At 64.6% G+C, this 19,355-nt stretch carries 16 protein-coding genes; 8 read left to right on the forward strand and 8 right to left on the reverse strand.

What is annotated here, in order from left to right; all coding sequences use genetic code 11:
* The first annotated feature begins 19 nt into the window (after positions 1-19).
* The 3 genes from CAG31_RS09565 to groL all read left to right on the forward strand — a co-directional run bounded on the left by CAG31_RS09565 (position 20) and on the right by groL (position 2,735).
* On the forward strand, positions 20-496 hold the full coding sequence (locus tag CAG31_RS09565; RefSeq protein WP_085580272.1) for an FxsA family protein: 477 nt from the start codon (positions 20-22) through the stop codon (positions 494-496).
* 247 nt (positions 497-743) lie between these two features.
* Complete coding sequence (locus tag CAG31_RS09570) at positions 744-1,037, forward strand: co-chaperone GroES (RefSeq protein WP_085580273.1); 294 nt, start codon at positions 744-746, stop codon at positions 1,035-1,037.
* A gap of 51 nt (positions 1,038-1,088) precedes the next feature.
* Positions 1,089-2,735, forward strand: coding sequence for a chaperonin GroEL (gene groL / locus CAG31_RS09575; protein WP_085580275.1), 1,647 nt, complete (start codon positions 1,089-1,091; stop codon positions 2,733-2,735).
* A gap of 254 nt (positions 2,736-2,989) precedes the next feature.
* Here the strand turns inward: groL and CAG31_RS09580 are convergent, their stop codons facing one another.
* Together CAG31_RS09580 and CAG31_RS09585 are read right to left on the reverse strand one after the other, a co-directional pair.
* A complete protein-coding gene (locus tag CAG31_RS09580; RefSeq protein ID WP_085580278.1) occupies positions 2,990-3,733 on the reverse strand; it encodes a phosphatase PAP2 family protein in 744 nt (247 codons plus the stop codon).
* Between the two features lie 54 nt (positions 3,734-3,787).
* Positions 3,788-5,737, reverse strand: a complete 1,950-nt coding sequence (locus CAG31_RS09585) for an LTA synthase family protein (RefSeq protein WP_085580280.1) — start codon at positions 5,735-5,737, stop codon at positions 3,788-3,790.
* Between the two features lie 200 nt (positions 5,738-5,937).
* Here CAG31_RS09585 and colR point away from each other — a divergent pair, with 200 nt between their 5' ends.
* The 5 genes from colR to CAG31_RS09610 all read left to right on the forward strand — a co-directional run bounded on the left by colR (position 5,938) and on the right by CAG31_RS09610 (position 9,653).
* A complete protein-coding gene (colR, locus tag CAG31_RS09590) occupies positions 5,938-6,621 on the forward strand; it encodes a two-component system response regulator ColR (RefSeq protein WP_085580282.1) in 684 nt (227 codons plus the stop codon).
* Positions 6,611-7,885, forward strand: a complete 1,275-nt coding sequence (locus CAG31_RS09595) for a HAMP domain-containing sensor histidine kinase (protein ID WP_085580284.1) — start codon at positions 6,611-6,613, stop codon at positions 7,883-7,885. The genes colR and CAG31_RS09595 overlap by 11 nt, the downstream gene beginning before the upstream one ends.
* A 151-nt stretch (positions 7,886-8,036) precedes the next feature.
* Complete coding sequence (locus CAG31_RS09600) at positions 8,037-8,705, forward strand: class I SAM-dependent methyltransferase (RefSeq protein ID WP_085580286.1); 669 nt, start codon at positions 8,037-8,039, stop codon at positions 8,703-8,705.
* A gap of 4 nt (positions 8,706-8,709) precedes the next feature.
* Entirely contained in the window at positions 8,710-9,423 is a 714-nt protein-coding gene (locus CAG31_RS09605; protein ID WP_085580288.1) for a lipopolysaccharide kinase InaA family protein, read from the forward strand.
* Positions 9,424-9,425: 2 nt separating this feature from the next.
* Entirely contained in the window at positions 9,426-9,653 is a 228-nt protein-coding gene (locus CAG31_RS09610; RefSeq protein WP_085580290.1) for a hypothetical protein, read from the forward strand.
* 88 nt (positions 9,654-9,741) lie between these two features.
* Here the strand turns inward: CAG31_RS09610 and CAG31_RS09615 are convergent, their stop codons facing one another.
* From CAG31_RS09615 to CAG31_RS09640, 6 genes are all read right to left on the reverse strand, one after another.
* Complete coding sequence (locus CAG31_RS09615; RefSeq protein ID WP_085580292.1) at positions 9,742-12,771, reverse strand: multidrug efflux RND transporter permease subunit; 3,030 nt, start codon at positions 12,769-12,771, stop codon at positions 9,742-9,744.
* A gap of 13 nt (positions 12,772-12,784) precedes the next feature.
* Positions 12,785-13,933 (reverse strand): efflux RND transporter periplasmic adaptor subunit, encoded by a 1,149-nt coding sequence (locus tag CAG31_RS09620; protein ID WP_085580294.1) that lies wholly within the window; start codon positions 13,931-13,933, stop codon positions 12,785-12,787.
* Positions 13,934-14,079: 146 nt separating this feature from the next.
* Positions 14,080-15,180, reverse strand: coding sequence for a DUF1513 domain-containing protein (locus tag CAG31_RS09625; protein WP_085580297.1), 1,101 nt, complete (start codon positions 15,178-15,180; stop codon positions 14,080-14,082).
* A gap of 14 nt (positions 15,181-15,194) precedes the next feature.
* Entirely contained in the window at positions 15,195-16,259 is a 1,065-nt protein-coding gene (locus CAG31_RS09630) for an imelysin family protein (protein ID WP_085580299.1), read from the reverse strand.
* 26 nt (positions 16,260-16,285) lie between these two features.
* Positions 16,286-17,713: a di-heme oxidoredictase family protein gene (locus tag CAG31_RS09635; protein ID WP_085580301.1), complete on the reverse strand. Its 1,428-nt coding sequence runs from the start codon at positions 17,711-17,713 to the stop codon at positions 16,286-16,288.
* Positions 17,714-17,859: 146 nt separating this feature from the next.
* Complete coding sequence (locus CAG31_RS09640; RefSeq protein ID WP_085580303.1) at positions 17,860-19,206, reverse strand: imelysin family protein; 1,347 nt, start codon at positions 19,204-19,206, stop codon at positions 17,860-17,862.
* Positions 19,207-19,355: the final 149 nt, after the last annotated feature.

Here is a 19,355-nt window from a genome sequence, read left to right on the forward strand (position 1 = left end):
TGCGTTGAGGAACCCTTAGATGCGCCCTTATTTGTTGCTCTTTCTGCTCTTCCCGGTGTTGGAGCTGTTCGTATTCGTGAAGGTGGCGGGAGCCATCGGTTTTTTCCCGGCCCTGCTGCTGATCATCCTCGGCTCGATGTTCGGCGTGTTCGTGCTGCGCGTCGCCGGGCTGGCCACCGCGCTGCGTGCCCGTGAAAGCCTGAGCCGCGGCGAGCTGCCCGCGCAGACCATGCTCGAAGGCCTGATGCTGGCGCTGGCCGGCGGCCTGCTGATCCTGCCGGGCTTCATCAGCGACGTGGTCGGCCTGCTGATGCTGCTGCCGTTGAGCCGTCGCCTGATCGCCGGCAAGATGCGCCAGCGCGCCGAAGAGCAGGCCATGCGCCAGCGCGCTTTCGCCGACGACCTGCAACCCCGTGGCGGCCCCGCGCCGCGCGAGCCCCTGGGCCGCGAACCGACGGTGATCGAAGGCGAGTTCGAGCACCGCGACACCAAGTGACACCTGTCTCGGCACGGCACCTTCGGGTGCCGTGTCCGTTTCCGGGGCCTGCCTGAGAAAATTTTTCTGCCCCGCCCTTGTAATAAGCTTATGCGCCCTTATGTATCGGTCACCGCAAGGTTTCCGGCGCATCCGCCGGACAGACTTCCGCGTCTCGCACGTCGAGCCGCAACCGGCGCAGGCCGGATTCGTTAAACCCGCCGGGACTACACCGGCCGATGAAAACCACAATTAGGAGAGATCGACAATGAAGCTTCGTCCTCTGCATGACCGCGTCGTTATCCGTCGCAGCGAAGAAGAAAAGAAAACCGCTGGCGGTATCGTCCTGCCAGGTTCGGCTGCTGAGAAGGCCAACCACGGTGAAGTCCTCGCTGTAGGCCCGGGCAAAGCTCTGGAAAGCGGTGAAGTGCGTGCACTGTCCGTGAAGGTCGGCGACAAGGTCGTGTTCGGTCCTTACTCCGGCAGCAACACTGTGAAAGTCGACGGCGAAGACCTGCTGGTGATGAGCGAGAACGAAATCCTCGCCGTCATCGAAGGCTGATAGACCCCGTTCATTTTCCCGCTACCTTAAAGCATTCAAGGAATATCGATCATGGCTGCTAAAGAAGTTAAATTCGGCGATTCCGCCCGCAAGAAAATGCTCGTCGGCGTCAACGTCCTGGCTGACGCGGTAAAAGCGACCCTGGGCCCGAAAGGCCGTAACGTGATCCTCGAGAAGAGCTTCGGCGCTCCGACCATCACCAAGGACGGCGTTTCCGTCGCCAAAGAGATCGAGCTGGAAGACCGCTTCGAGAACATGGGCGCGCAGCTGGTCAAAGACGTTGCCTCCCGTGCCAACGACGACGCCGGCGACGGCACCACCACCGCCACCGTCCTGGCTCAGTCGATCGTCAACGAAGGCCTGAAGGCCGTCGCTGCCGGCATGAACCCGATGGACCTCAAGCGCGGCATCGACAAGGCGACCATCGCCATCGTCGCTGAGCTGAAGAAGCTGTCCAAGCCTTGCGCCGACACCAAGGCCATCGCTCAGGTGGGCACCATCTCCGCCAACTCCGACAACTCCATCGGCGACATCATCGCCGAAGCCATGGAAAAGGTCGGCAAAGAAGGCGTGATCACCGTTGAGGAAGGCTCGGGCCTGGAAAACGAACTGTCGGTCGTCGAAGGCATGCAGTTCGACCGCGGCTACCTGTCCCCGTACTTCGTCAACAAGCCGGACACCATGGTGGCCGAGCTCGACGGCCCGCTGATCCTGCTGGTCGACAAGAAGATCTCCAACATCCGCGAAATGCTGCCAGTGCTGGAAGCCGTCGCCAAAGCCGGCCGTCCGCTGCTGATCGTGGCTGAAGACGTCGAGGGCGAAGCCCTGGCGACCCTGGTCGTGAACAACATGCGCGGCATCGTCAAGGTCGCAGCCGTCAAGGCGCCTGGTTTCGGCGACCGCCGCAAGGCCATGCTGCAGGACATCGCCGTCCTGACCGGCGGCACCGTGATCTCCGAAGAGATCGGCCTGAGCCTGGAAAGCACCACCCTGGAGCACCTGGGCAACGCCAAGCGCGTGACCCTGTCCAAGGAAAACACCATCATCGTCGACGGTGCTGGCGTTCAGGGCGACATTGAAGCCCGCATCGCCCAGATCCGCGCCCAAGTGGCCGAGACTTCCTCGGACTATGACCGTGAAAAACTGCAAGAGCGTCTGGCCAAGCTGTCCGGCGGCGTTGCGGTGATCAAGGTCGGCGCCGGTTCCGAAGTCGAAATGAAAGAGAAGAAAGCCCGCGTTGAAGACGCCCTGCACGCCACCCGCGCAGCCGTCGAAGAAGGCGTGGTGCCTGGCGGCGGCGTTGCGCTGATCCGCGCTCTGGAAGCCATCGGCACCCTCAAAGGCGACAACGCCGACCAGGACGTGGGCATCGCTGTCCTGCGCCGCGCCGTTGAAGCGCCGCTGCGTCAGATCTCCGCCAACAGCGGCGACGAGCCAAGCGTTGTGGTCAACGAAGTCAAGAACGGCAAAGGTAACTTCGGTTACAACGCCGCGACCGGCGAGTACGGCGATATGATCGAAATGGGCATCCTGGATCCGACCAAGGTGACCCGTTCCGCACTGCAAGCGGCATCGTCCATCGGCGGTCTGATCCTGACCACCGAAGCTGCAGTGGCCGACGCGCCGAAGAAAGACGCTCCAGCTGGCGGCGGCATGCCAGACATGGGCGGCATGGGCGGCATGGGCGGCATGATGTAAGCCAGCCTCACCCCTGTACGAAAAACCCCGCCTGCGATGAGCAGGCGGGGTTTTTTATTGCCCGGATTTCAGGTTCACCGGTGTCCGTTGTAGGAGCGAGCCTGCTCGCGAATGGGCCGTGCCAGTCAATGCAGCGCTAACTGGCATGACGCCAATCGCCAGCAGGCGGGCTCCCACAGTGTCTGGCGGTGTCCGCCGATGCGGTTCTCTGTGGGAGCCCGCCTGCCGGCGATGGCGTCGACGGGCGTTGCCTGTCAGGCGTTGGCCGGTTGCGCCGCAGGTGCGGTCTCGGCCCGGACGGCCGGGCGGTACAGCACCCAGTAGTACGACCCCAGGCAAATCAGCCAGCAGAAGATCGCCGTCCACACGTTGTGCGAGAAGAAGTGCGCGCCCTGCATCATCCGGCTGACGGAAAACACCGAACCCAACGCAAACGCGAAGATGAACGCCTGGCGCGCCAGGCGCGGACGCCGGTCGCGCAGTACGAAAAACAGCGCGAACAGGGTGAACCCGGTGGCGGCGTGTCCGCCCGGCCAGCAGCGGCCGGGCTTGTCGGTGTCCGGACGGTGGCTGAGCAGTTTGCTGTAGGTTTCGTGTCCACCGAACTGCTCCAGGCTCCAGGGGCACTGCACGGCGGTGACGGCCTTCATCGGGGTCACGAACGAAGTGGCCAGGCCCAGCGACAGCACCAGGCAACCCAGCTCACGCTTGAACGGCTTGAGGCGCGTCATGAAGAACGCGCCGACGAAACCGAGGACGGCAAACACCGAGAAGGCGATGACCACCTGCTTGGCGCGGTCGTGGAGGATGTTTTCCAGGAAGTAGCTGTGGCGGCCGATGAAGTCGCCGGCGGCCGGATCATAGAACAGCTGCGCCAGATCCATATCCAGATCGGTCAGTTCCAGCAGCACCAGAATGACGGCGGCGGCGACGGGAATGCCGAGGCACAGCCAGAAGTTGAGCGGACGGGGGGTGGGGCGTACAGCGCTTGATGGCATGATGGATCCTGAAACAAAAAAACGCCCCAGCGCATCGGCCCCGGGGCGCTTCGGTTAACGTTCGCTGACTTGCGGCGCACCCTCCTTGGGCGCTTTCCAGCCAAGCAGCTGTTGCGTGAAGCCATGACTGGCGGTTTGGTAATAGGTGATGGCGCGGCCGATCAGCAGGTCGTCGCTGCCCGCGCGGGACTCGCGGCTTTCGCTCAGGGCGTCGTCATGCCGGCGCAGGCCCTGGCGCGGGCTGAGGATCGCCAGATCCTTGCCGTCGAACAGCCCCAGGTGCTGGTAGTTGCCCACCACGACGCGCGGCGGCAACGGGTTGTCCTGCAACAGGTTGCGGCCGAAGAACGTCGATTGGTAATCCAGGTTGAGCAGCCCCAGCAGCGTCGGCGCCAGGTCGATCTGGCTGGCCAGCTGAGCGTCTTCGCGCGCTTGGATCAGCTTGGGCGCGTAGATGAACAGCGGGATCTGATAGTTGTTGATCGGCAAGTCTTCCTTGCCCGCGCTGCCGGCGGTGTGGTCGGCGACGAAGATGAAGATCGTGTCGTCGAACCAGGGCTTCTGCCGCGCCTGTTCCAGGAACTGGCCGATGGCGTAGTCGGTGTACTTCACCGCACCGTCGCGGCCGTTGCCGGACTTGATGTCGATCCGGTTGTCCGGATACGTGTACGGGCGGTGGTTGGAGGTGGTCATCAACTGCAGCAGGAACGGCTGGCCTTTGGCGAAGTCGGCGTCGGCCAGTTTCAGCGTCTGCTTGTACAGATCCTCGTCGGCCATGCCCCAGGCGTTCTTGAAGTGGATCTCGGCCTCGTCGACGCTGCTCTGGTCGACGACGCGGTAGCCGTTCCCGCTGAAGAACGCGTTCATGTTGTCGAAATAGCCGCGCCCGCCGTAGACGAACACGCTGTCGTAACCGACGGCGCTCAGCTGCTGGCCGAGGCTGGCGAAGCCGCTCTCGCGGCCGATGCGCTTGACGATGGAGCGGCCCGGCGTCGGCGGGATGGCCAGGGTGATGGCCTCCAGGCCGCGGTCGGTGCGGGTGCCGGTGGCGTAGAAGTTGTTGAAGTACAGGCTCTGTTTGCGCAAGGCATCCAGGTTCGGCGTCAGGTTGCGCTCATCGCCGTTGCTGCCCAGGTACTTGGCGCTCAGGCTTTCGATGGTCACCAGCACGATGTTCGTTTTGCGCGGCGTGCCGGGGTTGTCGATCATCCGGCGGATGTCCTGGGGATCCTGGCCGATGAAGCGCGCATTGGGCTCGTTCAGTTCGGCGCGGATCTGCCGGCCGACGGCCTCGGGGGCCAGGCTGCTGTAGAACTGGCCGTAGTCCAGTTCATTGTTTCGGAACGCGGCGAAGAACTGATAAGGGCCGTTGCTCGCCAGTTCGTTCCGGTAGGCGTTGCCGCCCTGGGCGCGGGGGAAACCTTGGCCGAGCAGTTGCAGGCTCAGGCCGGCGACGATCAGCAGGGCCAACGCATTGAACAGGCGTGCGCGCAGCGGCGGCAACGGCGCGTCCAGCGCGGCGTTCAACGGCTTGCGCAGCGCCAGGCTCAGGCCAGCGGCCAGCAGCGCGAGCACGCTGAGCAGGGTGCCGATCGGGTAGGACTCCAGCACGTTGTTCAGCACTTCATCGGAGTACACCAGATAGTCGACCGCGATGAAGTTGAAGCGCACGCCGAACTCGTCCCAGAACAGCCACTCGGCCACGGCGGTGAACAGCATCGCGAACAGGCTGACTGTCAACAGCCCTTGCAGGAACCAGCGATGGCCCCGGCGGCGCCACAGGGCCGGCGGGCACAGCAGCAGGTACAGTCCCATCGGCAGCGCCGCATAGGCCAGAAAGCCCAGGTCATAGAGCAGGCCGATGCCGAAGAGGGAAAAGTCGACGCCGCCGGCCTCGTCCAGGTGGGTCAGCAGCAACACTGTCCGGGTCAGGAAGAACACCGCCAGCCAGGCGCCGGTGATCAACAGCAGAAAGCGCATGGGCGCTGTCCTGAAAAAGTCCATTGGCTACCATCCCTACATAAAACGCGGGAGTTTCGCGCTGTCGCTGTCGTCGGCGTGTGAACCGATAGTGAAAATCTCGTTAAAGTCTCGAGTTGCCGCCAAGGCTCTGCCCGGGCGGCGTGCGGCCCTAGCCCTGAGCGGCGCTTGGCCGTAAGCTGCGCGGGCCATGACGGCCGTTTCGGTGTACGGAGGAGGTGCCCATGCGAATTCTTTTGGTTGAGGACAACCGCGATATCCTGGCCAACCTGGCCGATTACCTGGGGCTCAAGGGCTATACCGTCGATTGCGCCCAGGACGGCCTGTCGGGCCTGCACCTGGCGGCCACCGAACACTACGACCTGATCGTGCTCGACATCATGCTGCCGGGCATCGACGGTTACACCCTGTGCAAACGGCTGCGCGAAGACGCGCGCCGTGACACCCCGGTGATCATGCTCACCGCCCGCGACCAGCTCGACGACCGCCTGCAAGGCTTCAAGTCCGGCGCCGACGATTACCTGATCAAACCGTTCGCGTTGTCCGAGCTGGCGGCCCGGGTCGAGGCGGTGATGCGCCGCACCCAGGGCGGCGGCCGCCGTGCCTTGCAGGTCGGCGACCTGAACTACGACCTCGACACACTGGAGGTCACCCGCGAAGGCAAGCTGCTCAAGCTCAACCCGGTCGGCCTCAAGCTGCTCGCGGTGCTGATGCAGAAAAGCCCTCACGTGCTGCGCCGGGAGATCCTCGAAGAGGCGCTGTGGGGCGACGACTGCCCGGACAGCGACAGCCTGCGCAGCCATGTCCACCAACTGCGCCAGGTGATCGACAAGCCGTTCGCCAAGCCGTTGCTGCACACCGTGCACGGCGTGGGATACCGCCTGGCCGAGGGGCGTGATGGAGTTTAAGCAGAGCCTTGCCCAGCGGATCATCATCGCCTTTGCGTTGATGAGCGCACTGGTGGCGGGGGCGTTCGCCATGGGGATCGTCGCGACGGTCCACCTGGTCGAGGAAAAACTGATTTCGGCGGGGCTGGGCGGCGACCTGCAGCGCTTGCTGCTGATGGACAACGTCTCGGACTGGAGCCACCGGCCCGAGCCGGACCAACTGTTCTACTTCAGCGGCGGACCGGGCGACTTCGAGCTGCCCAAGGACCTGCGCCACCTGGACTCGGGCTTTCACGAAGTCTTTCGCGAGCAGCTGTCGTATCACGCCATGGTCGAGATCGTCGACGGCCGGCGCTATGTGCTGCTGCAGGACCAAAGCGATTTCGAAGAGCGCGAGCGCGTGCTGTTCGCCGTGGTGCTGGTGGGCTTCGTGCTCAGCCTGGCGTTGGCGGTGTTCCTGGGCTGGGTGCTGGCGCGCAAGGTGATGGCGCCGGTGGTGCGGCTGGCGCGCCAGGTGCGTCACCGTGATCAGTTGCTCGGCCTGGCGCCGCCGCTGGCGCCGGACTACGCGGCCGACGAAGTGGGCGAACTGGCGGTGGCGTTCGACGCCACCCTCGGGCGGCTGCGCCAGGCGCTGACCCGTGAGCGCCTGTTCACCAGTGACGTGAGCCACGAACTGCGCACGCCGTTGATGGTGCTGGCCAGCTCCTGCGAGCTGCTGCTGGAGAACCCGGGCATCGATCAGCGCGGCCGGGCCCAGGTCGAGCGGATCGCCCGTGCCAGCGAAGAAATGCGCGAACTGGTGCAGACCTTCCTGATGCTGGCCCGGGCCAAGCGCGAAGACGCTGGCGTCTCGCCCCGGCAGAGCCTGGCGCAGGTGGCGGATAGCCTGCTGTGCCTGTGGCGCGAGCCGATCGAGAGCAAGGGGCTCACGTTGATCTTCGAACCGGGCACCCCGCCGGACACCCTCTACAACGCGACTCTGCTCAACGCGGTGATGGGCAACCTGCTGCGCAATGCGCTGCACTACACCGAACAGGGGTTCATTCGCTTGACCCTCAGCGGCAACGGTTTCGTGGTCGAGGATTCGGGGGTGGGTATCCCCGAAGAGAAACGCGAAGCCATGTTCCAGCCGTTCGTGCGCGGCACCGAAAAGCGCGGCGAAGGCTTGGGGCTTGGGCTCTCGCTGGTGCAGCGGATCTGCGAAAACCAGGGCTGGAGCGTCAATCTGAGCACGATGGAGCCCAATGGTTGCCGATTCGAGGTGGACTTGGGACGGACCTGAGCTACAGTGATGGCCCTGAGCTACTGCGGAATGGTTGTAAAACCCTGAAATGTTTTAGGGTTTTACATGACGTTTTTTTCACAAATGGATGACCTGACGCTGACACGGCCCTGCATAAGGTGGCCTCATCAGTAATTCAGGAGTCCTGGTGATGGCCGGCCCGATCAAGCTCGATTTTTCCGAAAAGTACGACGACAACCATGCGCAAAAGTATCTGCGCAAGCATCAGGACGGTCTCGGGCGTCGGTTGTCGCACTGGCGTGACCTGCAACTGGCCCGCAAGGCGCTGACCCTGGTCGGCGAACCGGGGCTGGTGCTGGACCTGCCTTGCGGGGCCGGACGTTTCTGGCCGCTGCTGGCGGAAAAGCCGAACCGGGTGATCATCGGCGCGGACAACTCCGAGTCGATGATCAAGACCGCCATGCAGGCCCAACCGGCCGATGTGGTGAAACGGGTACAACCCTTGCACACATCTGCGTTCGACATCGCCTTGCCTGACAACGCCGTCGACAGCATTTTCTGCATGCGTTTGCTCCATCACATCGGTGAAGCCGAGCATCGACGGGCCATTTTGCGCGAGTTCGAGCGCGTCACCCGTGACAGCGTGGTCGTTTCGTTGTGGGTGGACGGCAATTTCAAGGCCTGGAAACGCAAGCGCGCCGAGCGCAAGCGTGGGCAAGAGGGTTACCAGAACCGCTTTGTGTTACCGGCCGCTACGGTCGAGAAAGAATTTGAAGAGGCGGGTTTCCGCATCCAGGAACAACTGGATTTTATTCCGCTGTATGCCATGTGGCGGGTTTACGTATTACGCAAGAGGTAACGGGATGGCAGTGCATATTGCAGCAGAAACGGAAGTCGCTCCCCAGGATCGCTTCGACTACTACTGGAACCAGCGGGGCGAGTGGGTGGAAGAGCCCAACGTGCGCCGCGGCGGTGAGAGTGGGGTGCAACGGGTCATGGGCCGCGATGGCCAGCTGCTGTATGCCAAACGCCAGACCGGTCACATCTACCGCAGCTTGATGCATCCGTTCGGTCGCCCGACGGTGCTGCGCGAGCGCGATGCGCTGAACGGCGCCAGCGCGCTCGGCGTGCGCGTACCGCAGATCGTGTTCTGCGGCGCCCAGTCTGACCCTGTGCACAAATGGCGTGCGCTGCTGGTGACCAAGTCCCTGGACGGCTTTCTGGAGCTGGAGCAATGGGAAGCCGCCGGCGGCCGCGAGCGCCATGGCGAGGCGGTGTACGAGCGTGTGCTCAAGGACCTGGCCGACAACCTGGCGCGTCTGCACCGGGGCCGTTGGCAGCACAGCTGCATCTACATCAAGCATGTGTTTGTCCGCGTCACCGGTGAAGGCGACGGGGCCCAGGTTGAAGTGGCCCTGATCGATCTCGAGAAATGCCGCCGTCGGCTGACCGCCGGTCGCGCGGCAGCCCATGACATGAAGCAATTGCGTCGCCATTCGTCGTTCAGGGATTCGGACTGGAAAAAACTCGTCTACTTTTATGAGACGGCGTTTGGCAGCGCTATCAAAGGTTTATAGCGATGAAACTAGAAATTGCGCGAGGTTTGTTTTTGGTAGGAGCCTTGGCAGTTGCTTCATTGGCGGTGGCGGCCTGGGAACAGCCACGCATGCAGGTGATCGGCAAATCGGCGGGCGAAGTCCATCGCCCGGTGCCTCGGGTGGTGAAGACCGCCGTGTCGTCTGAACCGGATCATGATTTGTTGCTGTTCATGTTCGGTCTCTCGCAACGGATGAGACCCCAGAGCTGAATTCCCCCGCAGCCTATGAAAAGGCCTCGCCGACGCGAGGCCTTTTTTTGTGCCTTGTCGCTCCTGTGGTGAGGGAGCGAACTCCCGGTCACTGTGCCTTGTCGGGCTTGGCCAGGAAGGTGTAGACGCACGGCAGGACGAACAGGGTGAACAAGGTCCCGATGGACATGCCCGTCGCGATCACCGTGCCGATGTCGAAACGGCTGACCGCGCCGGCGCCGCTCGCCAGGATCAACGGCACCATGCCGAACACCATCGCCGCCGTGGTCATCAGCACCGGACGCAGGCGGATGGCCGCCGCTTCCTCCACGGCCTCCCGGGCGCTCAGGCCCTTCTCCTTGCGCAGCAGGTTGGCGAACTCGACGATCAGGATGCCGTGCTTGCTGATCAGGCCGATCAACGTCACCAGCCCGACCTGGGTGTAGATGTTCATGCTCGACCAGCCCAGGAACAGCGGGATCAGCGCGCCGCAGATCGACAGCGGCACCGTGACCAGAATCACCAGCGGGTCGCGGAAGCTCTCGAACTGCGCAGCCAGCACCAGGAAGATGATCGCCAGCGCCAGGGCGAAGGTCACCCACAGCGCGCTGCCTTCCTGCACGTACTGCCGGGAGGAGCCGCCGTAGTCGAAGGCGAATCCGGCGGGGGCCTCTTCCCGGGCGATCTGGCGCACGGTGTCGATGGCTTCGCCCATGCTCACCAGCGGAAACCCGGACAGCTTCGCCGCGTTGAGTTGCTGGAACTGGTTGAGCTGCCGCGGCCTTGCGCGGTCGGTCACCGTGATCAGGGTGGACAGCGGCAGCAGTTCGCCACGGGTGTTCTTCACGTAGTAGTTGTTCAGCCAGTCCGGGTTCTCGCGGTAGGGGCGTTCGACCTGGGCGATGACCTTGTAGCTGCGTCCCTCGATGGTGAAACGGTTGATCTCGGCCTCGCCCAGGAGGGTGGCGAGGGTGCCGCCCAGGTCCTGCATCGACACGCCCATCTGCGCGGCCTTGGCCCGGTCGATGTCGACCACCACTTCCGGCTTGTCGAACGCCAGGTCCAGGTCGACGAAGGCGAATTTGCCGGACTCCGCCGCGCGTTTCTTGATCCGGTCGGCGACCTCCAGCAGCACTTCGTAGTCGTTGGCCGTGTTGATCACGAACTCGAACGGCAGGCCTTCGCCGGTGCCGGGCAGGGAGGGCAGGTTGAAGCCGAAGATCTGCAGGCCGGGAATGCGTTCCAGCTTGCCCTGCACTTCGGGCAGGATCTGCATCTGCGTGCGGTGGCGCTCGTTCCAGGGCTTGAGCAGGAAGCCGCCGATGCCGGTCTGCACGCCGTTGTAGCCGTTGATCTGAAAGGACGAGTAGTACTCGGGGAACTCCTTGAAGATCTTGATGAATTCGTCGGTGTAGGTGTTCAGGTAGTCGAGGTTGGTCGGCTGCGGGGCGTTGGCCATCATGAAGATGATGCCCTGGTCCTCGTCCGGCGCCAGCTCCGACTTGGTGAACTTGAGCAGCACCGGGATCAGGCACAGCACGATCACCGCGAACACCAGCACCACCGGCCGGGTATTCAGCGTGCCGTGCAGCAGGCTCTGGTAGCGGCGCTTGAGGCCTTCGAAGATCAGGTCGAGGCGATGGGCCAGGCCGCTGGCGTTCTCGTCGTGGCGCAACAGCACGGCGCACATCATCGGCGACAGGGTCAGGGCGACGATCCCGGAGATCACCACCGCCCCGGCCAGGGTCAGGGCGAATTCCTTGAACAACGCCCCGGTCAGCCCGGTGAGAAAGCCGATGGGCGCGTACACCGCCGCCAGGGTGATGGTCATCGACACCACCGGCAAGGCGATTTCCCGGGCGCCTTCCAGGGCCGCCTCGAACGGCGTCTTGCCTTCCTCGATGTGGCGGTGGATGTTCTCCACCACGACGATGGCGTCGTCCACCACCAGGCCGATGGCCAGCACCATCGCCAGCAAGGTCAGCAGGTTGATCGAATAGCCCATCATCTGCATGAAGAACATCACGCCGATCATCGACAGCGGGATGGTCACCACCGGGATCACCACCGAACGCAGCGCCCCGAGGAACAGGAACACCACCACGATCACGATCAGCACCGCTTCGAACAGGGTCTTGAGCACTTCGTCGATGGAGGCCTGGATGAACAGCGTGGCGTCGTAGGCGATTTCGCTCTTGAGGTTGGGTGGGAGCTGGGCCTCCAGCTGCGGCATGATCTTGCGCACTTCCTTGATCACGTCCAGCGGGTTGGCCGCCGGGGTCGCCTTGATCCCGATGTACACCGACGGCGTGCCGCCGAAGGAACTGATGGAGTTGTAGTTCTCGGCGCCCATCTCGACCCGGGCCACGTCCCGCAGCAGCACCCGGCTGTCGCCGTCGACCTTGAGCGGGATCGCCGCGAAGGCCTCGGCGGACTTCAGCTCGGTGTTGGCGTTGATGCTGGTGACCACATATTCGCCCTTCACTTCGCCTGCGGCGGACAGGAAGTTGTATTGGCGCACGGCGTTGGTCACGTCGCTGGCGCTCAGGCCGAAGCCGGCGAGCTTCACCGGGTCGAGCCACAGGCGCATGGCGAACACCTGGTTGCCGAGGATCTCCGCCTCGGCCATGCCCGGCAGGGTCGCCAGCTTCGGCTGGATCACCCGCGACAGGTAGTCGGTGATCTGCGGATTGCTCAGGTCCTTGCTGAAGAAGCTGATGTACATCAGCGCCGAGGCGTCGGCGGACTCCTTGCTCAGCACCGGGTCCTCGGCGTCCTGCGGCAGCTTGTTCTTCACCTCGTTGGCCTTGGCCAGCAGCTCGGTGAACAGGCGGTCGCTGTTGGAGCCGATGCGCGCGTAGATCGAGATCACCGAGAAGTTCTGGCGGCTGACCGAGGTCATGTAGTCGATGCCCTCGGCGCTCGCCAGGCTCTGCTGCATCGGCTGGGTGATGTAGCCCTGGATGGTTTCGGCGTTGGCGCCGGGGTAGGCGGTGGTCACCGTGATCAGGGCGTTTTCCATCTGCGGGTACTGGCGCAGCGGCAGCTTGCTCCAGGCCTGGAAGCCCAGCAGCACGATCAGTAGGCTCACCACGGTGGCGAGCACCGGGCGACGGATGAACGGGTCGGTAAAGGCCATGGGGTTTCCTTGATCAGTCGGCGCGGCGCGGACTGTTCTGCTCGCCGAGGGTCTTGTCGTCGCTGATGGCGATGTGGGCACCGTTGTCCAGTTTGATCTGGCCGGCCGTCACCACCTGTTCGCCGCTCTGCACGCCCTTGTTGATCATCACCAGGCCGTCACGGCGTTCGCCGGTCTCGATGAACCGCCGTTCGGCGATCAGCACGGGCTGGCCTTTGTCGTCCTTCTCGACGCTGCCGTCCTCGGCCTTCTTCTGCCCGACCACGTACAGCGAGTTGCCGTAGAGGGTGTAGGTGACCGCGCTCTCCGGCACCACCACGTGCTTCTGCGGATCCGGCAACAGCACCTCGACGCTGGTGAACATGCCCGGCAGCAGCTTGCCGTCGGGGTTGGCCAGGGTGGCGCGCACGAGGATGTTGCGGGTGGTGCTTTCCACGATCGGATTGATCGCGCTGATGGTGCCGGGGAAGGTCTGGCCGGGAAACGCCGCGACCGCGATCTGCACCGGTTGGCCGAGGGCCAGCTTCGGTGCCGACTGCTCCGGGACATAGAAGTCGGCGTAGAGGCTGCTCAGGTCCTGCAGGGTGGCGATCTTGGTGCCGCTGGCGAGGTAGTCGCCGACGTCGACCTGGCGGATGCCGATGGTGCCGCTGAACGGCGCGGCGATGCGTTTCTTCGCCAGCGCCGCGTTGAGCTGGTTGACCGTGGCCTTGTTCTTTTGCAGTTGCGCCGAGAGCCGGTCGTATTCGCCCTTGGAGATGGCGCTGCTGCCGACCAGCTGGCTGCCGCGGCCGAAGTCCAGCTGCGCCAGGCCCAGATCGGCCTTGGCGGTTTCGAGCAGGGCGGACTCCACCGCGCTGTCGAGCTGCAGCAGCGGCTGTCCGGCCTTGACCTTCTGCCCGGACTCGAACTTGAGCTCGGTGACGGTGCCGTTGGTCTCCAGCCTCAGTTCGACGCCCTGCAGCGCCTTGAGCGTGCCGACGGTGGGCAGGCGCATCTGCCACGGGCGCTCGGCGGCGGTGGCGACGGCGACGCTGATCGGCGGTTTCGGCTTGGCGAAACCCTGGATCATCGTGTAGATGGTGAAGGCCTTGTAGCCGGCCAGCGCCAGGACGATCAGCAGTACGACACCCAACATCTTCAGCATGCGGCGACGCAGCATATTCCAGTTCCTTGGAGAAAATCAGGCGAGACAGGCGGGCACATTACTCCGAGTCCGGCAGGGATTCCAACTGCCAGTTTTTACAGGGTATGAGGGGAGAGGAGGCAACGGGGAAGCGCCGCCGGCGGGGCCGGCGGCGGCAGGCTTCATGCCATCAGGTGCAGATGGTTGTCCCAGAGCCCCGCGGGCAGATCCAGCGGTTTGGCCAGGAGTTCGTCCTGGCGGCAATCGTAGTAGCGGCAGCGTCCCTGACCCGAGGTCACGACGAAGCCGTCCTTCACCGCGCCGACCCCGGCGCAGTCCGGCAGCGGCGCGTCGAGGCGCACCTCGCCGCTGTCCAGATCCCAGATGAAGAAGCGGTTGCCGCGCGGGGCGGTCAGCGCCACCAGCCGCAAGTCGCTGTGCACGGCGACGCTGGCGGTGTAATGGCCCATGGACTGCAACTGGTGGTCCGGCACCGGGAACGCCACGAACGGCTGGCCCGGACGCTTGATCGCCAACAGTTCCGAGCGCTCCTGCGAGGGGCCCATGAACTGCTGGCCGGCGACGATGGTGCCGTCGCTGGCGATGCCCAGGTGACGCACGCTGTTCATTTGCTGGGCGAGGGTTTCCTTGCTCAGCAGCGTGCCGTCGCGGCGCATCAGCACCAGGCTCGGCTCCATGGCGTCGAGGTTCATGTCCACCCGGCTTTCGGCCTCGGTGCGGATGCCGCCGTTGGCCACCACCAGGGTTTCGCCGTCGGGCATCCAGGACACCTGATGCGGCCCCAGGCCATGGGTGGAGATCTCGCCGCTGTGCACCAGCCGTTCGCCCTCGAACCGGTACACCCCCAACAGGCCGCGGCCCGGGTCGGTGGTGTCGTTTTCGGTGGCGTAGAGGTAGTCGCCGCTGTGGTGGATCACCGCGTGGCCGTAGAAATGCCGGTTCGGCTGCGAGGTCACGGTCTGCAGCAACGCACCGTCGCGCAGGTCGATCAGGTAGCTCTCGGTGCCCGGGCGGCGGGCGACGAACAGCGCGATCGGCAGCGTCGGGTGGTTGATGATGTCGTGGCAGCGCTGGCCGACTTCGGTGGCGAACAGCCGGGTGCCGTCCAGGCGGTAGCCGACGGCGTAGTGGCGGCCGTCGGCGTCGTCCCGGGCCGACAGCAGCAGGGGGCTTTGCTCCTTGCGCTTGAACAGCGTCCAGCCGCCCAGCGTCACTGCTCCCAGCAGCAAACTACCTAAAGTCAGAGCCTGGCGTCGCAGCATGGCACGTGCCCTCATCAGTCACCGTCGTTGGCGTTGAAGCCCAGTTGGATACCCAGCGCCTTGGCCAGTTCGCCTTCGTGCAGGCGATGGACGACGTTGAGGCTGTCGTAGATGTCGTTGAGCTGCTGGCGGCCGGCGTCGTCGCCGAGCATTTCGGTCAGCGAGCGCTGGGTGCTGCCGAACAGCTTGAGCGAGGCGGCGTAGGCGGCGTCGATCTTGTCCGCCAACGGCTTCTGCTCGGCCGGCAACAGGCCGCGCAGGCCTTTGTTGTCGACGCCTTCCCAGACGGTCTTGGCGGCGGCGAGGCTGGCTTCCATCGCCGTCAGCGACGACTGGCTGCGCCACGCATCGGCCTGGAACGGCTGCGGTACGCCCTTGGTCTGGCGGCCCATCGGCGTGCCGAGCTTTTTCTTCAGGGTGTCGAGGGCGGTGACCTGCACCCGCAGCAGATCGGCGATCGCTTCGTGGGAGTCGGCGTAGCGCTGGTTGGGGAACTTGCTCATCTGCGCGAGCATGCCGTCGGTGTTGTTCCAGGTCTGCAGGATCTCTTCGGCCAGTTGCTTCTGGCGCTCGCCGATGGCCACCAGCAGCGGGCAGTACTTGGCTTTCTGGGCGGCGTCGGCCACGTCAGGCTTGCTGTCGAACAGGATGTACTCGTAGGCCGACAGGCCCTGCACCACGACGCTGGACTTGGCCAGGGCGGCGGCGTCGATCTGCGGCTGGGCGGCGACGAGCTGCTCGACCTGGCGGCCGACGAGGTTCTTCTTGTCCGGCCAGAACTGCACCTGCCATGCGCGGTTGCCCTCGGCCAGCGGGCCGATCAGCAGCGGCTGCAGCTCGGCCCAGGCCTTCTGCGCGTGGAGGAAGTCGGCGCGGGCGGTGTCCAGGGTCTCTTTGCCCTGGCAGTAGGCGAGGGCGCTGATGGCGAGTTGCTTGTCGGCCTCGACCCAGCGGGTGTAGGTCGGCAGGATCACCGATTTGGCGATGGCCGCCGAAGTGACCGCTTGCGGATCCTGCGGCGAGCACGCGCCCAGGGCCAGGGCGGCAAGGCTGGTGAACAACAGCTTGGGACGGAACATGTCGGGCTCCCGATTCTTTTAAGTGTTTAAAGTGAGTTCAGAAACGCCAGCAGCGCGGCGCGCTGCTCGGCGTTGAAAGACAAAACCTGTTGCTGCGCCTTCTGCGCTTCGCCGCCGTGCCAGAGCACGGCTTCGAGCAGGTCGCGGGCGCGGCCGTCGTGCAGGAACCGGGTGTGGCCGCTGACCGTCTGCGTCAGGCCGATGCCCCACAGCGGCGGGGTGCGCCATTCGCGGCCGCTGGCCTGGAATTCGGTACGGTGGTCGGCCAGGCCTTCGCCCATGTCATGCAGCAGCAGATCGCTGTAGGGGCGGATCACCTGATTGGCCAGCTCAGGTTCCGCCGCATCGGCAGCGGTGGTGTATTTCGGTGTGTGGCAGGACTGGCAGCTGGCCTGGAAGAACAGGCTCTTGCCGGCCAGCACTTGCGGGTCGTCGACGCCGCGCCGCGCCGGGACGGCCAGGTTGCGGCTGTAGAACAGCACCAGGCGCAGGATGTTGTCGCTGACTTCCGGCTCGCCGTCCGGGCCGTTGCCGTTCGGCGCCTGTTTGCAGGCGGCTTGCGCGTCGGTGCAGTCATCGAAGGGTCTCAGGCTAGTGGTGAGGCCCATGTCACCCGAGAACGCGTGAACGTTTTGTTGATTGAGGCTCGGTTGCCCGGCTTTCCAGCCGAAGCGGCCCAGGACGGTCTTTTGCTGCGCGTCGTCCCAGACCCGGTTCGGCCGGCCGCTGATGCCGTTGCCTTCTTTGGCCTGGGCGGCGGCGTTGGCGAGGATCGCGTCCTCGGGGATCGCTTCGAGCAGGCCGAGACCGATCATCGGCGGGGCGACCCGGGCCGAGAAGCGGGTGTCGGGGTGCATCGGGCCGTAGCCGAGCTGGGTGAGCTGCAGGACGGGCTGCTGCAGTTCGACTTCGGTGCCGTCCGCAAAGCGCACCGGCACCGGGGTGTATTCGACCCGCACCTTGCCTTCCGGCGCGACGCCGGGCACGGCCATGTCCTGGAACTGGCCGCCGTAGACCGGCTCCGGCACCACGCCGGTCTGTTCGATGACCTTGGCGAATTCCGGCGCATCGGGGATCGACAGGCGCACCAGCATCGACACCGCATTGACCGCGTCGGGCGCAGGCGGGTGGCCGCGGCCGTCCTTGATGTGGCAACCCTGGCAGGCATTGGTGTTGAACAGCGGGCCGAGGCCGTCGCGGGCGGTGGTGGTCGACGGCGCGATCACCCAGGGGCTGCGGAAGAAGCTGTTGCCGACGCTGAAGTCCACCCGGCGCGACGGCGGCAGGTTGGCCGACGGCAGGGAAAACGCGTTCCGGTCGCTCTTGTTCACGGTAGCGCTGCCGCCCGAGCGGGCCTCGCCCGGTTCGGCCTTGGTGAAGCGCGGGGCGTCATCGCAGGCACTCAGGCCCAGGGCCAGACACAGTGCGGACAAGCGAAGAGGCAGCGAGGGCATCAGACTTCCTGCGGCAGCGGCAATTTTGAAGGCGCAAAGTCTAACAGGGCGAGGGGGATTGAATAAGAGGAATTATCGTTTGCTTGATGTGGGGCAAACAAAAAAAGGCGACCCGAAGGTCGCCTCTTTCATTCGTGCAACGCGGATCAGAACTCGTGGTCGGCGTTGTCCGGGTTCAGGTCGCTGATGCCCAGTTTGCCGGCGGCGGCCTCGATCGAACCGGTCTGCTTGACCAGGGATGCGATGGCGTCACGCACGATCTGGTTGCCGGCGGTGTTGCCGGCGGCGATCAACTGGTCGTAGTGCTCGCCCTTGTTGGCGTGATCGACCATGACCTGGATCTTGGCTTCGGTGGCGGCCAGATCGTTCTTCAGGGCGGTGTCGGCGGCCGGGTCGGCCTTGGCCACCAGGGACGACAGGCTCGGGCCGGTCATCTTGGTGCCGTCGACGCGGGTGTACTCGCCCAGGTAGACGTTGCGCACGCCCTTGGCGTCGTAGAAGTGCGAGTTGTGGGTGTTGTCGCTGAAGCAGTCCTGCTCGTCTTCAGGAGAGTTGGCCTCCAGGGACACCTTCATGCGCTCGCCCGCCAGTTCGCCGAGGGACAGGCTGCCCATGCCGAACAGCATCTTGCGCAGGCCGGCTTCGGCCGGTTCGGCTTCCAGGGTGGCGCGGTAGTTGTCGGCCACGTTCGGCTTCCAGTTGCCGACCATTTCTTCCAGGTCGCTGACCAGCAGTTGGGTCACGGCCTTCAGGTAGGCGCGGCGACGGTCATTGTGGCCGCCGGTGGCGCCGGCGCCTTCCAGGTAGTCCGAGGCCGGACGGTTGCCGGCGCCCGGGCCGGTGCCGTTCAGATCCTGGCCCCACAGCAGGAATTCGATGGCGTGGTAGCCGGTGGCGACGTTGGCTTCGGAGCCGCCCAGCTCGTTCAGGCTGGCGAGCTTCTCCGGGGTGATGTCCTTGACGTCGACCTTGTCTTCGCCGATCTGGATCTCGGTATTGGCGATGATGTTGGCGGTGGCGCCCGGGTTGCCCAGAGCGTGCTCGTAGGACTTGTCGACGTAGTCGATCAGGCCTTCGTCCAGGGGCCAGGAGTTCACCTGGCCTTCCCAGTCGTCGATGATGGTGTTGCCGAAGCGGAACACTTCACTCTGCAGGTAAGGCACGCGGGCGGCGACCCAGGCGGCCTTGGCGGCTTTGAGGGTGTCGGCGTTCGGCTTGGCCAGGAAGGCGTCGATGGCGGTCTGCAGGGTCTTGGCGGTGGATTCGGCATCGCTGTAGACGGCGTAGACGATGTCGGCGTAGTGCGAGACGACCGCTTTGCCTGCGGCTTCGTCGACTTTGCCGGTGACGGCCGGAGCAGGAGCGGCGGCAGTGCTGGCGGCCGGAACCGGCGCCTGGGCGGCCGCCTTTTCTTTGTCTTTGCCTTCGCCGCAACCGGCGAGGGAAATAGCGATGGCCAGCAGACTGGCGGTAGCCAGAGGCATACGAATCATGGCAAACATCCTGCTTCGGTGATTGAGTGGACTGGCGCGGAGCGCGCGCAAAACTGCGACATAATGCAAATCTTTCGCATTATGTGTAAAGGGCCGTGACTGGAAATATTTCTTGTTTGCGCAGGGTTTTCGCAGGATCTGTCGCTGGG

The organism is Pseudomonas sp. R25(2017), from assembly GCF_002112565.1.
In the GTDB taxonomy this organism is placed as follows: domain Bacteria; phylum Pseudomonadota; class Gammaproteobacteria; order Pseudomonadales; family Pseudomonadaceae; genus Aquipseudomonas; species Aquipseudomonas ekonensis.

What these genes read in the sequence shown, in the direction of transcription:
- CAG31_RS09565 (WP_085580272.1), top strand. Translation starts at nt 20, where the DNA reads ATGCGCCCTTATTTGTTGCTCTTTCTGCTCTTCCCGGTGTTGGAGCTG.
- CAG31_RS09570 (WP_085580273.1), top strand. Translation starts at nt 744, where the DNA reads ATGAAGCTTCGTCCTCTGCATGACCGCGTCGTTATCCGTCGCAGCGAA.
- groL (WP_085580275.1), top strand. Translation starts at nt 1,089, where the DNA reads ATGGCTGCTAAAGAAGTTAAATTCGGCGATTCCGCCCGCAAGAAAATG.
- CAG31_RS09580 (WP_085580278.1), bottom strand. Translation starts at nt 3,733, where the DNA reads ATGCCATCAAGCGCTGTACGCCCCACCCCCCGTCCGCTCAACTTCTGG.
- CAG31_RS09585 (WP_085580280.1), bottom strand. Translation starts at nt 5,737, where the DNA reads ATGGACTTTTTCAGGACAGCGCCCATGCGCTTTCTGCTGTTGATCACC.
- colR (WP_085580282.1), top strand. Translation starts at nt 5,938, where the DNA reads ATGCGAATTCTTTTGGTTGAGGACAACCGCGATATCCTGGCCAACCTG.
- CAG31_RS09595 (WP_085580284.1), top strand. Translation starts at nt 6,611, where the DNA reads ATGGAGTTTAAGCAGAGCCTTGCCCAGCGGATCATCATCGCCTTTGCG.
- CAG31_RS09600 (WP_085580286.1), top strand. Translation starts at nt 8,037, where the DNA reads ATGGCCGGCCCGATCAAGCTCGATTTTTCCGAAAAGTACGACGACAAC.
- CAG31_RS09605 (WP_085580288.1), top strand. Translation starts at nt 8,710, where the DNA reads ATGGCAGTGCATATTGCAGCAGAAACGGAAGTCGCTCCCCAGGATCGC.
- CAG31_RS09610 (WP_085580290.1), top strand. Translation starts at nt 9,426, where the DNA reads ATGAAACTAGAAATTGCGCGAGGTTTGTTTTTGGTAGGAGCCTTGGCA.
- CAG31_RS09615 (WP_085580292.1), bottom strand. Translation starts at nt 12,771, where the DNA reads ATGGCCTTTACCGACCCGTTCATCCGTCGCCCGGTGCTCGCCACCGTG.
- CAG31_RS09620 (WP_085580294.1), bottom strand. Translation starts at nt 13,933, where the DNA reads ATGCTGCGTCGCCGCATGCTGAAGATGTTGGGTGTCGTACTGCTGATC.
- CAG31_RS09625 (WP_085580297.1), bottom strand. Translation starts at nt 15,180, where the DNA reads ATGCTGCGACGCCAGGCTCTGACTTTAGGTAGTTTGCTGCTGGGAGCA.
- CAG31_RS09630 (WP_085580299.1), bottom strand. Translation starts at nt 16,259, where the DNA reads ATGTTCCGTCCCAAGCTGTTGTTCACCAGCCTTGCCGCCCTGGCCCTG.
- CAG31_RS09635 (WP_085580301.1), bottom strand. Translation starts at nt 17,713, where the DNA reads ATGCCCTCGCTGCCTCTTCGCTTGTCCGCACTGTGTCTGGCCCTGGGC.
- CAG31_RS09640 (WP_085580303.1), bottom strand. Translation starts at nt 19,206, where the DNA reads ATGATTCGTATGCCTCTGGCTACCGCCAGTCTGCTGGCCATCGCTATT.